The sequence below is a fragment of the Flaviaesturariibacter aridisoli genome (genome assembly GCF_004343705.1).
Lineage (GTDB): Bacteria > Bacteroidota > Bacteroidia > Chitinophagales > Chitinophagaceae > Flavisolibacter > Flavisolibacter aridisoli.
This window is the reverse complement of sequence record NZ_SKFH01000046.1, coordinates 24,413-37,072: the sequence shown is the minus strand read 5'-3', so window position 1 is coordinate 37,072 and position 12,660 is coordinate 24,413. Positions and strand designations below refer to the sequence as shown.

13 protein-coding genes are annotated in these 12,660 nt (G+C 59.5%); 5 read left to right on the top strand and 8 right to left on the bottom strand.

The window, feature by feature from the left end; translation table 11 throughout:
• Positions 1–461 precede the first annotated feature (461 nt).
• Positions 462–833 (bottom strand): VOC family protein, encoded by a 372-nt coding sequence (locus E0486_RS17075; RefSeq protein ID WP_131854029.1) that lies wholly within the window; start codon positions 831–833, stop codon positions 462–464.
• A 65-nt stretch (positions 834–898) separates the two neighbouring features.
• On the opposite strand from E0486_RS17075, the gene thiL reads away from it, so the two are divergent.
• On the top strand, positions 899–1,933 hold the full coding sequence (gene thiL / locus E0486_RS17070) for a thiamine-phosphate kinase (protein ID WP_131854027.1): 1,035 nt from the start codon (positions 899–901) through the stop codon (positions 1,931–1,933).
• Positions 1,934–1,967: 34 nt separating this feature from the next.
• Positions 1,968–3,452, top strand: a complete 1,485-nt coding sequence (locus tag E0486_RS17065; protein ID WP_131854025.1) for a S41 family peptidase — start codon at positions 1,968–1,970, stop codon at positions 3,450–3,452.
• A gap of 85 nt (positions 3,453–3,537) precedes the next feature.
• Here the strand turns inward: E0486_RS17065 and E0486_RS17060 are convergent, their stop codons facing one another.
• The 5 genes from E0486_RS17060 to E0486_RS17040 all read right to left on the bottom strand — a co-directional run bounded on the left by E0486_RS17060 (position 3,538) and on the right by E0486_RS17040 (position 8,001).
• The gene (locus E0486_RS17060; RefSeq protein WP_131854023.1) at positions 3,538–4,341 is read right to left on the bottom strand and encodes an amidohydrolase; all 804 of its coding nucleotides are present in this window, start codon (positions 4,339–4,341) and stop codon (positions 3,538–3,540) included.
• 86 nt (positions 4,342–4,427) lie between these two features.
• Complete coding sequence (locus E0486_RS17055) at positions 4,428–4,862, bottom strand: SRPBCC family protein (RefSeq protein ID WP_131854021.1); 435 nt, start codon at positions 4,860–4,862, stop codon at positions 4,428–4,430.
• A gap of 133 nt (positions 4,863–4,995) precedes the next feature.
• A complete protein-coding gene (locus tag E0486_RS17050) occupies positions 4,996–5,469 on the bottom strand; it encodes a regulatory protein RecX (RefSeq protein WP_131854019.1) in 474 nt (157 codons plus the stop codon).
• Positions 5,470–5,544: 75 nt separating this feature from the next.
• Entirely contained in the window at positions 5,545–6,648 is a 1,104-nt protein-coding gene (locus E0486_RS17045; RefSeq protein ID WP_131854017.1) for a trypsin-like peptidase domain-containing protein, read from the bottom strand.
• A 72-nt stretch (positions 6,649–6,720) separates the two neighbouring features.
• Entirely contained in the window at positions 6,721–8,001 is a 1,281-nt protein-coding gene (locus E0486_RS17040; protein ID WP_131854015.1) for a type III secretion system chaperone family protein, read from the bottom strand.
• A 374-nt stretch (positions 8,002–8,375) separates the two neighbouring features.
• Here E0486_RS17040 and dnaN point away from each other — a divergent pair, with 374 nt between their 5' ends.
• From dnaN to E0486_RS17025, 3 genes are all read left to right on the top strand, one after another.
• On the top strand, positions 8,376–9,491 hold the full coding sequence (dnaN, locus tag E0486_RS17035; RefSeq protein WP_131854013.1) for a DNA polymerase III subunit beta: 1,116 nt from the start codon (positions 8,376–8,378) through the stop codon (positions 9,489–9,491).
• A 182-nt stretch (positions 9,492–9,673) separates the two neighbouring features.
• The gene (locus tag E0486_RS17030) at positions 9,674–9,895 is read left to right on the top strand and encodes a putative signal transducing protein (protein WP_131854011.1); all 222 of its coding nucleotides are present in this window, start codon (positions 9,674–9,676) and stop codon (positions 9,893–9,895) included.
• A gap of 73 nt (positions 9,896–9,968) precedes the next feature.
• Positions 9,969–10,739, top strand: coding sequence for a S1/P1 nuclease (locus E0486_RS17025; RefSeq protein ID WP_131854008.1), 771 nt, complete (start codon positions 9,969–9,971; stop codon positions 10,737–10,739).
• On the opposite strand, the gene E0486_RS17020 is transcribed toward E0486_RS17025, so the two are convergent.
• Both E0486_RS17020 and E0486_RS17015 read right to left on the bottom strand, forming a co-directional pair.
• On the bottom strand, positions 10,736–11,476 hold the full coding sequence (locus tag E0486_RS17020) for a phosphatase PAP2 family protein (protein WP_131854006.1): 741 nt from the start codon (positions 11,474–11,476) through the stop codon (positions 10,736–10,738). The two genes, E0486_RS17025 and E0486_RS17020, sit on opposite strands and share 4 nt — an antisense overlap.
• A gap of 467 nt (positions 11,477–11,943) precedes the next feature.
• Positions 11,944–12,654 carry a response regulator transcription factor gene (locus E0486_RS17015; protein WP_131854004.1) on the bottom strand — a complete coding sequence of 237 codons (711 nt, stop codon included), beginning with the start codon at positions 12,652–12,654 and terminating at the stop codon, positions 11,944–11,946.
• Positions 12,655–12,660 lie beyond the last annotated feature (6 nt).

The window sequence follows — 12,660 nt, the reverse complement described above, 5'->3', positions numbered from 1 at the left end:
TCTTGTAAAAGATCTGCTTCCGCACCGGTGCGGCTGACATTATTTCCGGTGGGGAGGTTTCCGCACCGGTGCCGGGGCTTTCCCTTGCGAAGGGCGAACTTCCGCACGGGTGCGCCTGACAACCTTTCCGATGGGAAGCCTCCGCACCGGTGCCGGGGCTTTCCCCGCTGCGGGGAAATGCTTTTTGCCTGTTTTCCGACCTCCCCGCTGCGGGGAAAGCCATTTTCTCCGGTTTTTCGGCTTCCCCGCGCCGGGGAAAGCCATTTATTCCGGTTTTGGGGCTTCCCCGCTGCGGGGAACGTCATTTATTCCGGTTTTTCGGCTTCCCCGCGCCGGGGAACTGAAAAACTCCGGTTTTTGTGCGGGTTTGGCGGGTGATCCGAATGGAGGTTAAGGAAGGGAAGAAAGGGGCACGGCCCGCCTCACAGAGCGGGCGTAGACGAGTGATTGCGGCCCTCCTACTACTGCTCCTTCTTAAACGCCCCCACATGCCACAGGATCCCCGACGGGTCGATGAGGGCGAAGGCATCGCCCCAGTCCTCGTGGCGGATGTCATTGAGGCGGGCGCCGGGAAACTGCCCGGGCAGGTCGAGGGCGGCCAGCTGCGCGTGACAAGCGGCCACGTTTTCCACTTCGAGAAACACCATGGTATTGTCCACCCATTCGGCCTTATAATAGCGCTGCAGGTAAAAGGCCGTGGGGCCCAGGATGAACACCGACATGTCGGGGAAGAGCACACGCTCTTCAAAGCCGACGGCGGCATAGAATCTTCGCGATACGTCGTAGTCTTTGGCGCCGATGAAAGGGCGGATGGAACTTGCGGAAGTAAGCATGCGCGAAAGATAAACCTTCAAAACCATCAAAACCCCCACAACTACCAGAACCTATCTTTGCTCTTATGTCCGAACGCACTGAAGTAGGCTCCTTGGGCGAATTTGGCCTCATCGAGCACCTGACGAAAAACATCGAGTTCCACAATGCCTCCACCCTGCAGGGCGTAGGCGACGATGCCGCCGTGATCGATCACTTCGGCAAGCAGACCGTACTGAGCACCGACCTGCTCCTCGAAGGCGTCCATTTCGACCTGTCGTATACACCCCTGCAGCACCTTGGCTATAAGACCGTGGCCGTCAACGTGAGCGATATCTACGCGATGAACGCCACGCCCACGCAGATCCTCCTCAGCATCGGCTTCTCCAACCGCTTTTCGGTGGAAGCGCTCGACGAGTTTTACGAAGGCGTCTATGCGGCCTGTGCCCGCTACGGCGTCGACCTGGTGGGCGGCGACACCACTTCCTCGCAGAAAGGCTTCGTCATTTCCTGCACGGCCATCGGCGAGGTAGCCCCCGACCAGTACGTGAAGCGCACGGGCGCGCAGAAGGGCGACCTTCTCTGCGTATCCGGCGACCTCGGCGCGGCCTACCTGGGCCTGCTGCTGCTGGAGCGCGAAAAGCGCATCTGGATGGAAAACCCGCAGATCCAGCCCGACCTCGAAGGCGAGAAATACATCGTGGGCCGCCTGCTCAAGCCCGAAGCCCGCAAAGACATTATCGAGTTCTTCGCCGGCGCCGGCATCCGACCCACGAGCATGATCGACATCTCCGACGGCCTTTCCTCCGAGCTGCTGCACCTCTGCAAAGGCAGCGGCGTCGGCGCGATGCTCTACGAAGAAAAGCTCCCCATCCACGACGACACGCGCGCGGCGGCCTTCAAGTTCAACAGCGAAGCCACGGCCTGTGCTCTCAGCGGCGGGGAAGACTACGAGCTGCTGTTCACCATCCGCCAGGACGACTTCGAAAAGCTGGGCAATGTGAACGACATCACCGTCATCGGGTACATCACCGACGCCGAGGCCGGCGTGCAGCTATACAGCAAGGGCGGCAACAAATACCCCGTGACCGCGCAGGGCTGGAATCACATGGGGAATGCATAATAGCTATTGAATAATACCTATTGAATAAGGACGTATGCGGAGTTGGATGGTGGGATTGATGGCCATGGCCTTCCTGGCAGGTTGCCGGAGCAGTAAGGAATTTTCGCCGACGAAAAAATACGCGCCCGAAGTGGTGCGGAAAGACTACCACCTGTTTCGCTCCATCCTGGAAGACAGCCACCCCGGGCTGTACTGGTATACGCCGAAAGACAGCATGGACCGCTACTTCGAGCGCGGTGCCGCCATGCTGGGCTCCGACTCGATGACCGAAACGCGCTTCCGCGCCGTTCTGAGCTACGTGCTCGCGCAGCTGCACTGCGGCCACACCTATGCCCGTCCTTCGAAAGCCTTTATCCGGGCCGCCGGCGACGGCTTCTCCTATCCCATCGCGCTGAAGTTCTGGCCCGACACCGCCGTGGTGACCGACAACCGCGACCGCCGCGACAGCCAGCTCACCGTGGGCTCGATCGTCACGTCGATCGACGGGCGCCCCATGCGGAGCATAACCGACACCCTGTTCCGCTACCTCTCCGGCGACGGCTACAACCGCACGCACCTCTTTCAAACCCTCAGCAACCGCGGCGGATTCGGCAACGCCTACATCCCCGTATTCGGTTACAAACCCAAGTACAAGCTGGCCTGGACCGACACGCTCGGCGCGGCGCATACCGCGACGGTGAACCTGTTCCTGCCTTCGCGCGACAGCAGCCGGCGGGCGCCGCGGCGGCCGGCGATGCCCCGGGCGCAGCGCAAGCGACTTCTCCGCGACGCCATGCGCCGCCTCCGCTTCGACAGCACCGCGCACACCGCTTACCTCGACCTGGGCACCTTTACCAAGGGCTACGGCCTCCGTGGCTTTTTCCGCCGAAGCTTCCGCGGCCTCCGCAAGCAGGGCACGCAAAATCTCGTGATCGACCTGCGCGGCAACGGCGGCGGCTCGGTCAGCAACTCCAACCTGCTCACGAAATACATCGCCGACCACCGCTTCAAGATCGCCGATTCGCTCTTTGCCGTGCGCCGCAACAGCCGCTACCTGCGCTACCAGTCGGACGGCTTCTGGAACAACCTGTTCCTTGTATTCATGACCGGCCGCCGCTCCGACGGCAACTACCACTTCCGCTATTTCGAGCAGCACTTTTTTCGACCGAAAAAAAAGAACCATTTCAACGGGCACGTATATGTGCTCACCGGCGGCAACACCTTTTCGGCATCGACGCTCTTTGCCGGCGCCGTGCGGGCGCAGTCCAACGTAACGATCGTGGGCGAAGAAACCGGCGGCGGCGCCTACGGCAATAACGCCTGGCTCATCCCCGACGTGACGCTGCCCGGCACGGGCGTGCGCTTTCGCCTCCCGCTCTTCCGCCTCGTGATCGACAAGAACGAACGCAAAGGCACCGGCGTGCAGCCCGAAGTATTTGCCGGTCCAACGGTAGAAGCCATCCGCGACGGACGGGATTATAAGATGGATAAGGTGATGGAACTGATCCGGGAAAAAGATAAGGAACGCAGATCATTATGATTTTTATGATGAGCGCGGATTCACTTTTTCGTGCGTCAGCAAATCATAACTAATCTTAAAAGATCCGCGTATCCCGCTTGCGGGGTCAGCGTTCCTTCTCTACCGGCAGGGAGAAATCATCCGCATCCCTCCAGAACGGCAGCTTTTCGCGCACGGCGTTCAAATGGTTTTTGTCAAGCGTAATGGTGAACAGGTCTTCTTCGTGCGCCTTGTGGTACAGCACTTCGCCCAGCGGGTCTACCACCATCGAGTCGCCGCTGTGGTAGATGCCGTTGCCGTCTTCGCCGATGCGGTTGACCCCGATAACATAGCACTGGTTTTCGATGGCGCGGGCCTGCAGCAAGGCCTTCCAGGCCGTAGCCCTGCGTTCGGGCCAGTTGGCTACGTAAAGCAGTACGTCGTATTCGGCGCCTTCGTTCGTGTATTGCTGGCGGCTCCATACCGGGAAGCGCAGGTCGTAGCATACGAGACAGTGCACGCGCCAGCCGTTCACCGAAGCAATGAAGCGCTCCTTGCCCGCGCTGTAGTGCTCGTCTTCGCCCGCATAGGCAAAGAGGTGGCGCTTGTTGTATTGGCCGATGTGGCCGTTGGGCAGCACCCACAGGAGGCGGTTGTAAAAGGCGTCGCCCTCGCGCACCATCAGCGACCCGCAGAGGATGACCCGCCCTTCGCGGGCCACGCGCTGCATCCAGCGCACGGCTTCACCGTCCATCCCTTCGGCCAGCGTTTCAGGCTTCATGCTGAAGCCGGTGCTGAACATCTCGGGCAGCACGATCACCTGTGTTGCTTCGGTGCGGCCAAGGATCTTTTCTTCGAGCGCACGCAGGTTGGCGTCGCGGTCTTCCCAGTGGAGGTTCGTTTGGATCAGTGTAAAAGTGAGCGGGGACATGATTGCAAGTTAGGGAAAGGACTGACGGGCGATCGCCCGTCATTGCGAGCGCAAGAGATGCTTTTCCTTTCCGCGCGATCTGCGTGCTACTTCGCCAGGTACTCCGGCAGCGCCTTCGTAATGATATGCGTCCAGCCCTGCACGAAGTTTTCGCGGGCAAAGGCGGGGTGATGCGGTGCGATCGTTTCGATGCCTTCGTGGGTCAGCACAAGGCGGGTGCGGTCGCCTTCTTCGGGGTCGAGGCGAAAGGTGACGAGCGTGTCGCCGGGATAGCCCTCGTAGCGCCAGGTGTGTGCCAGCAGGTGGGGCGGCAGTCCTTCAGTGATGCGGCAGCGGTGCACGAACACCGGTCCTTCTTCCGGTCCGCCGTTGAAGGAGAATTCGAAGCCCGGCTCGGCGTGAAAACCGGGGATGTCGAAATACCATTGCTTCATCTCGTCGGGCTGTGTCAGCGCGGCCCATACTTTGGCCGGCGCTGCTTCGAGCACCTGTGTGATCTGGATGGGTTCGTTGTCGCGCATGCGGATTGTTTTACCAAAGTAACGGAATGGGTCAGGCAGAAAACACGGATCACGCAGATCAATTTTTCGGAGCAGGAGAAAACCAGCGCAAAGCGATGGGTGCTCTATATCTGCGTTCTGCGCGTTCTGCGTGCTACCCTTCGCGCAGCGCTTTTACCGCCGCGGTAGCGAGCTCGTATTCGTAGCCTTTCTGGATGAGGTAATCCTGCGTTTTCTTTTGCCGCACGAGGTGTTGCTCGCCCTTGAGGCTCTCCCATTTTTTTTCGGCGAGGCGCGCCAGGGTGGCGTGGTAATCGGCTTCGGGAATTTCTTTCATGCCCTGGCGGATGCAGTATTCCGACACGCGCTTTTGCTTCAGCTCGTAGAGGATCTTTTTGCGGCCCCAGTCCTTCATCCGAAACTTACCACCGGCGAAAGCCTTGGCGAAGCGCTCCTCGTTGAGGTAGTTTTCCTCGATGAGCGTGGAGATCACCTCGTCGTGCTCGGCGCGGCGCACACCGAGATCCCAGAGCTTTTGCTGCACCTCGTGATGGCTGCGCTCCTGGTAGGCGCAGTATTGCCGCAGTTTCTGAAGCGCTTCTTCTTTGGAAAGGATCTTTTTCTGCATCGGAAAGAATTTTCCATATTCAATGCTCAAGTGCGCCCTTCCTTGAACATGGAGCGTTGTTTATTGAACATTTTCCTAGGCTTCTTCCAGCAGCTCGCGGCAGCCGAATTCCTTCTCCAGCAGCTGGTCGTAGTAGTCGGCTTTTTGAAACAGGTTGCGGAACATGGCCACGCCCGCTTCCTTGGTCATGTCGAGGTCGTACATGATGCAGCTCAGCACGATGCTTTGCTTCACGCAGCTCAGCACGAGCCCGTCGAGCTGGTGGTTTTCTTCCAGCAAAAACTGGTAGAGCGGCCGGATGGAGCTCGTCTGCGTGGGTAGCAGGCACAAGTATGCATCACCCGCCACGAAGAAGTTGTCGGGGTTGTAGTTGATCTTGATCTTGGCATTGCCGGTCTTTACCGTCCAGTTGTTGTGGCCGTCGCGGGCGAGCTTCACGTCTTTGCCCAGCTCTTTGAGAATGGCTTCTACGGTAGAGGCCACGCCCACGGGCTTCGTTTCCTTTTCGGGCATCGCCGGAAGCTTCACCTCGGTGCCGCAGAAGGGGCAATACTTGGTAGCGTCGATGTTGGAGGCCGTCACCAGCGTATCGCAACTGTGGCAACGTGTGGAAGGCTCGCCCCGGTGCGGACTGTACAGCTCGAGGGCCTCGCGGAGGTAGCTCACCGGCAGGGCAAAGCCCAGGTTGTCGCCGCCCCGGATGATGAACGAGTTGACGCCGATGACCTCGCCGCTTTTGGCTACCAGTGGGCCGCCCGAGTTGCCGGGGTTGATGGCCGCGTCGATCTGGATGTATTTGATGCCGTCGCGGATGCGGTCGGCTTTGGAGATCACCCCCTGCGTGGCCGTGTAGTTGAGCCCGAAGGGGTGCCCGATGGCCACCACCACGCCGCCGTCTTTCACCTCTTCGTAGTTGCCGAGGCGGATCTCGGGAACCTGCACCTCGGCGGGCGGCTGCAGGAAAGCGAGGTCGTGCTTCCGGTCGGTATACCACACCCGCGACAGCCGCCTATCGAAGTTGCGGCCCGCAATCGTCACCTCGGCGTTTTTGCCCACCACGTGCTCATTGGTCACGATGAGGTCGAACTCCTTCACGTAGAAGCCCGTGCCCGTGCTCGTTTGCGTAGCGATCTGTATGATCGCAGGCCGGTAGAGTTCTATGATCTGCTGTGTGTTCATTGCTTCCTTTCATCCTTCGACTGCGCTCAGGATGACAGGAATCCCACTGTCACGCTGAGCGTAGCCGAAGCGTTATTTCGTTTCCATATTCAAAAACTCGATCTCTCCCGTGAAGCTCTGGTTGAACGACAACAGGCTGTCGTAGCGGAGCTTGTCAGGGCGCATTTTCATGTCCGGGTATTTGTTCTTCCACTCGGCCTCGATGCCTTCGATGGCGCGCTGGATCTCCTCGCCGATGAGTACGGATCCGTCGGCATCGGTAAAGGGAACGGTGAAGCCGAGCTCGCGGAAATAGTTGGGATAGTTCACCATCAGGAACAGCTGGTAATACTCGGTCAGCGGGCGCGGAAGGCTGTAGGAATACTGGCAGTACGAAAAGCCGTATTCCGAGATCTTGGCGGCGATGGCCATATGCTTGTTGTCGCGGTACCAGCCGATGTTCTGGTTGGCGTTATAGATGGCGTCCGAAATCGTTTTGTGCGCCTGCGGCAGTACGATGGAAAACGTATACTTGCTGCGGAAGAGGTAGGGAAACACCTCCTCTTTAGGGCGGGCCTGGAGCTTCAGAAATTCGTCGGCCATGTCCTGGTTCTTTTCGGTCACGGGCCGGTCGTCTTTGCGGAAGTAGATGTCCACGATCTTTTCGAGCGCCAGCAGCAGGCGTCCTTCGGGCACGATGCAGAAGTCGATGCGGTAGGCGAGGGCCAGCAGCAGGTAGGCGATGCCGCCTGAATATTTATCGGCGTCCACCGTTTCGATGAGCTCCAGGGTTTCCTTGATCCAGTGCTGCATCCACTTGTACTTCACCTCTTTTTCCTCGTCGGCAACCGGCTCCACGTGCTCGGTCTCCACGGGCAGCAGCGACGCAAAGTCCTGCACCAGCAGGTCGTCTTGCTTGTCGGCCTTGGTGGCGAGCTCTTTGAGGCCGTAGTAGAGTTTGCTGGGGTTGGTGGTGGCGATGTCGGAGTTGAAGAGCATCTCGAGGCGCCCGTCGTGGAAGGCGAAGCGCGTGTAGTAGAGGGCGAAGTTCATTTCCAGCAGGCGCCGCATCACGGGCACGCTGGCCTGCGGCATGGCCGCGAGGGGCACGGCGGCGGAGAAGCCGGCTTCGTTGTATTGGCCGCGGATGATCTTGGAGCCCTGGTAAAACAGGAAGGTGCCCGAGGTGCCGCCGGCGGCCGGTGTGTGCACCACGTTGCCGGTCACCTCGTCGCGTAGGTAGTCGAAAAAGGCGGCGATGCTTTCGTGGATCTTCTTTTCCTTGAAAAGGGTTTCGGCCTCGTTCCACCGATCGACCTTGGCGGGCGGCTTGTTGTTGTCGGAGTAGCGGCCAAATGGGATCTGCGGTGCCATCGGGGGGGCGCCGGGTACTTCTTCCTCCTTCTTTTTTGACCTGCCAAAAAATCGCTCCAACATAGTGCCGTTCCTTTTCGCCTCCTGCCTGCAGCCCGGGGGACGTTCGACTGCTTCAAAATACGGGCCGCAGCCTACCCGAAAGTAAGGGTAGTGCGGTGATTTACAACGGAAGAGCCGCCCCCTGTTCCCCGAAGGGGGCATTTAAATCAGGGCTTTTCATTAGCAACGCGGGCAATTTTTAAGTAAACGAAAGTGCCGGCCAGCCCCAGGGCAACCGCCGGTGCAAAAAAAGTAAGTAAATCTAAGTGCCCCCTTCGGGGACAGGGGGCTTTTTTCCTTAGCTTCGCCCATCCTGTTTAATTGTAAGATCCATGAAGTTTATCGTTTCGTCGTCGCAGTTACTGAAGCAACTCCAGCAGATCTCCGGCGTCATCAATGCCAACACGGTGCTGCCCATCCTCGAAGACTTCCTGTTTGAAGTGGAAGCCGGCAAGCTGACGGTGGTGGCCACCGACCTGGAAACGGTCATGCGCATCCAGCTCGATGTGGAAGCCCGCGAAACCGGCAAGGTGTGCATCCCCGCCAAGATCCTCATCGACTCGCTCAAGAATATCCCCGACCAGCCGCTGACCTTCACCATCGACAAGAACTTTGGTGTGGAGATCACTTCCGACAACGGTAAGTACAAGGTGATGGGCGAAAACCCCGACAACTTCCCCAAGGAGCCCGCCGCCGAAGACGCCACCACCTTCACCATGCCCGCCGAAGCGCTGGTGACGGCCATCAACAAAACGCTGTTCGCCGTGAGCAACGACGACCTGCGCCCCGCCATGACGGGCGTATACTTCGAGCTCAACAAAGATTATATCCAGTTCGTGGCCACCGACGCCCACCGCCTGGTACGCTACAAGCGCACCGACGTGAGCTGCCCCAAAGCCGACTCCTTCATTGTGCCCCGTAAGCCGCTCAACCTGCTGAAGAGCGCCCTGCCCGACAACGAAGACGAGCTGACGGTATCTTACAACGGCAACCACCTCTTTGTGAAGCACGGCTCCACGCAGATGAGCTGCCGCCTCATCGACGCCCGCTTCCCCGACTATAAAGTGGTGATCCCCACTGACAACCCGTACAAGATGGTGGTGAGCAAGCCATTGTTCCAGAGCGCCCTGCGCCGCGTGAGCGTCTTCTCCAACAAAAGCACCAACCAGGTGGCCCTCGCCATCACGGGCTCCGAACTGAGCCTGTCGGCCCAGGACATCGACTTTTCCTTCGAAGGTAATGAGCGCATGAAGTGCCAGTACGACGGTGAAGACCTGACCATCGCCTTCAACGCCCGCTTCCTCATCGAGATGCTCAACGCCGCCGAAGGCGACGAAGTGCGCGTGGAGCTGTCTACGCCCACCAAGGCCGGTATCCTGCGCCCCACCGACGCCGACGAGCACGAAGACCTTCTGATGCTGGTGATGCCGCTGATGCTGAATCAGTAGGGCCCCACCAAACCTCCCCGAAGGGGGAGCTTAAGAGACGGAGCGCGCAGCGCTCCGTCTCTTTTTTATTTCCCTCCCGAGCGTGCGCTTCGTCATCCCGATCGCAAGCGATCGGGATCTCTTTTCGCTTGCGATCAGGCCGCTGCACTCCTTCGGAAAGCGGGGTGCCTATCTTTGCCCACATGAATTTCGTGCTGCTCGCGACATATGACAACTACGTGGACGCCCACATTGTGCAGGGCCGGCTGGAAGAAGAGGGCATCCGCTGCTGGCTGAAAGACGAGCATACCCTCACCATCAACCCCCTCTGGAACAACGCGATGGGCTACATCAAGCTGATGGTGCCCGAAGAACAGCTGGAGCGCGCCCGCGCCATCCTGGCCACTCCCGGCGACATCGAATAGCTGCCCGCCGAAAGCGCCCGCCGCATCCGCGCTGCTTGCCGTACCTTACTGCGCACTCCGAAAACAAACCTGTATGAAAAGATGGTTCCTGGCGCCACTGCTGCTCCTGCTGCTGGCTGCGCCCGCCCGCAGCTGGGCCTGGGGCAAGCAAGGCCACGAAATGGTAGCCCAGATCGCCTTTCACTTCCTCGACCCCGCCGTCCGGCAAAAAGTGCTGAAAGCCCTCGACGGCTTCAGCATCGAAGAGGCCGCCACCTGGATGGACGATGCCCGCGCCAACCACTCCTTCGACGCCATGCGGCCCTGGCACTACATCGACATTGAAAAGGGAAAAGACTACCAGCCGGCGGTCGATAAGAACGCGCTCACCATCCTCAACGGCGTTATCGGTAAGCTGCAGCAACAGGCCTCTTTTACCGGCAATGCGCAGCGCGACCTCCTGCTGCTGTTTCACCTCGTGGGCGACATTCACCAGCCGCTGCACACCGGTTATCCCGCCGATAAGGGCGGCAACAGCATCAACGTGGATTACGACAACAGCCAGGTAAACCTGCACAGCCTCTGGGATACGCGGCTCATCGCCGACGAGAAGATCACGGTGGCCGACTGCCTCAATCTCTACGCCAGCTGGCCCCCCGGGCGGGCGGAGGCTGTGCGCAACACCGGACTGATGGGCTGGATGACCGAATCGCGCGCGCTGCTGCCGCAGGTCTACGCGTTCAGCGAAGGGCGGATCGACAAGAGCTATTGCGCGCAGAACAAAGCGCTCGTAGAACAGCAGCTGCTCAGCGCGGGCCTGCGCCTGGCGCGGGTGCTGGAGCGCTCCTTCGGCACAGGCGCCTAAGCGGCCTGTCCCGGCTCGGCCTGCGGGGCTTCCACCACCGCATTGAGCTTTTTCTTGCTTTGTTTTTCGATGAAGCGCAGCGACTTGAGTGCCAGCACGATCCACAGCCAGCCGAGGGCGAAGCCTGCCAGCACGTCGCTGGTGTAGTGCACCCGCAGGTAAACGCGGCTGAAGCCGATGGCGAGGATGAACAGGAACAGGCACACGATCAGCGTCCACTTGAGGCGCTTGTCCTGCACCGAATGCCAGGTGATGTAGATGAGCATCCCGTAAAACGTCATGCTCATGAGGGCGTGTCCGCTGGGAAAGGAAAGTCCCCGCGCCGGCTCTAACAGGGGAATGAGGGGCCGCTCCCGCCCGAAGAACTGCTTGAGACCGCTCATCAGCACGAGGCTGCTGAGCGCGATCGCCGGGATCTTAATCGAATACCAGCGGTGGGGCTTTACAAACAGGAACCACGCAATAAGGCCCAGGTTGGCCGGAATGAGGAAGCGGTGGGTGCCGAAGAACGTGATCACCTGCATGGCGCGGTTGCGCGACGGCGTTACAAATCCCTCGAGGTAATCGAACACCTGCTGGTCGAAGGTGTTGTTTTCCAGCACAAACACGCGGCGCACCAGGTAGGCGAATCCCACCAGGGCCACGAAGAACATGGCCATGACGAACATCATCTCCACCGACAGCAGGGCAAAGCTTGCCCAAAAGCGGCGTACGCGTTTGGAAAAGTTCCGGAACATGGTTCAACGGATACAAACGGCGTGCAAACTTGTGCTTCGACCCCGGTTTGCCGTATTTCTACGCTAAAATTTGCCGTATTTCCTCTCTTGTACAGACCGATTCGCTTCCGGTACTTTGCAGCATATCAACACAGTCTCTACTGCGTAGGTTTTTGTTTGGCTATCTGATCCGTATCACCGCCCCGGCGCTTTCGCCAGGGCTTTTTTCTGCCCCACCCCGGCCCCCTGTCCCCCAAAGGGGGCACATAGATCGAGGCTGTTTTTCATGTTTCCATCATGTTTCCAATCGATGATGTTCCAGCGTTAATTCCCGAGTTTTAATAGCAGGCCTGTTTGAATATTGTATTGAAAATTCTGCAGTAAAAAGCCCCGGCGGTACCGTCGGGGCTTTTGTATCGACAACTTTAGTAAACGATCCTTTCTGCAAGGAAAGATCGACCTAAGCGCCCCCTTTGGGGGACAGGGGGCTAGGGCTTGTAGATGCCATGTTTGATGGCATACACCACGAGGCCGGCCACGTTGCGGGCGCCGATCTTGTCGAGCAGGCGGTCGCGGTAGGATTCCACGGTGCGGACGCTGTTGTTGAGCTGCAGGGCGATCTCCTTGCTGGAAAATTCCTGGCAGATGAGACGGATGATCTCTTTTTCGCGGTCGTTGATCTCGGCGGAGGGGCGGCGACGGAAGGGGTTGAAGGAGCTTTTGGCAATAAGCTCGGCGAGGCGGGGCGAGGTAGAAGCGCAGAAATAGACCTCGCCGCGGTGTACCATGTCTACGGCGGTAAAGATCTCCTCCTTGGAGGCGTTCTTGAGCAGGTAGCCGCGGGCGCCGGCCTCGAGCATGTCCACGATCACCTGCTCCTCGTCGTAGGTGGAGAGGCCGATCACCGGGAGGTCGGGGTGGCTGTGCTGCAGCAGGCGGGTGGCGGCCACGCCGTCTATGTTGGGCATGCGGATATCGGTGATGACGACGTCGGGCTTGCAGAATTCCACCATGGCCAGGAGGTGTTCGCCGTCGGCGGCCTCGCCTACCAGCTCCAGGTCGGGGTTTTTGCGGAGCATCACCCGGAAGCCGTCGCGGAAGATCTCGTGGTCGTCGGCAATGAGGAGGCGGATGGGTCTGTCTTCGGCGGCACCGGGCGCGAGCGCGTCTTCGCCGGTCCTGTCGTCGGTCTGGTTCATAGCTGG

What these genes read in the sequence shown, in the direction of transcription:
- E0486_RS17075 (WP_131854029.1), bottom strand. Translation starts at nt 833, where the DNA reads ATGCTTACTTCCGCAAGTTCCATCCGCCCTTTCATCGGCGCCAAAGAC.
- thiL (WP_131854027.1), top strand. Translation starts at nt 899, where the DNA reads ATGTCCGAACGCACTGAAGTAGGCTCCTTGGGCGAATTTGGCCTCATC.
- E0486_RS17065 (WP_131854025.1), top strand. Translation starts at nt 1,968, where the DNA reads ATGCGGAGTTGGATGGTGGGATTGATGGCCATGGCCTTCCTGGCAGGT.
- E0486_RS17060 (WP_131854023.1), bottom strand. Translation starts at nt 4,341, where the DNA reads ATGTCCCCGCTCACTTTTACACTGATCCAAACGAACCTCCACTGGGAA.
- E0486_RS17055 (WP_131854021.1), bottom strand. Translation starts at nt 4,862, where the DNA reads ATGCGCGACAACGAACCCATCCAGATCACACAGGTGCTCGAAGCAGCG.
- E0486_RS17050 (WP_131854019.1), bottom strand. Translation starts at nt 5,469, where the DNA reads ATGCAGAAAAAGATCCTTTCCAAAGAAGAAGCGCTTCAGAAACTGCGG.
- E0486_RS17045 (WP_131854017.1), bottom strand. Translation starts at nt 6,648, where the DNA reads ATGAACACACAGCAGATCATAGAACTCTACCGGCCTGCGATCATACAG.
- E0486_RS17040 (WP_131854015.1), bottom strand. Translation starts at nt 8,001, where the DNA reads ATGGCACCGCAGATCCCATTTGGCCGCTACTCCGACAACAACAAGCCG.
- dnaN (WP_131854013.1), top strand. Translation starts at nt 8,376, where the DNA reads ATGAAGTTTATCGTTTCGTCGTCGCAGTTACTGAAGCAACTCCAGCAG.
- E0486_RS17030 (WP_131854011.1), top strand. Translation starts at nt 9,674, where the DNA reads ATGAATTTCGTGCTGCTCGCGACATATGACAACTACGTGGACGCCCAC.
- E0486_RS17025 (WP_131854008.1), top strand. Translation starts at nt 9,969, where the DNA reads ATGAAAAGATGGTTCCTGGCGCCACTGCTGCTCCTGCTGCTGGCTGCG.
- E0486_RS17020 (WP_131854006.1), bottom strand. Translation starts at nt 11,476, where the DNA reads ATGTTCCGGAACTTTTCCAAACGCGTACGCCGCTTTTGGGCAAGCTTT.
- E0486_RS17015 (WP_131854004.1), bottom strand. Translation starts at nt 12,654, where the DNA reads ATGAACCAGACCGACGACAGGACCGGCGAAGACGCGCTCGCGCCCGGT.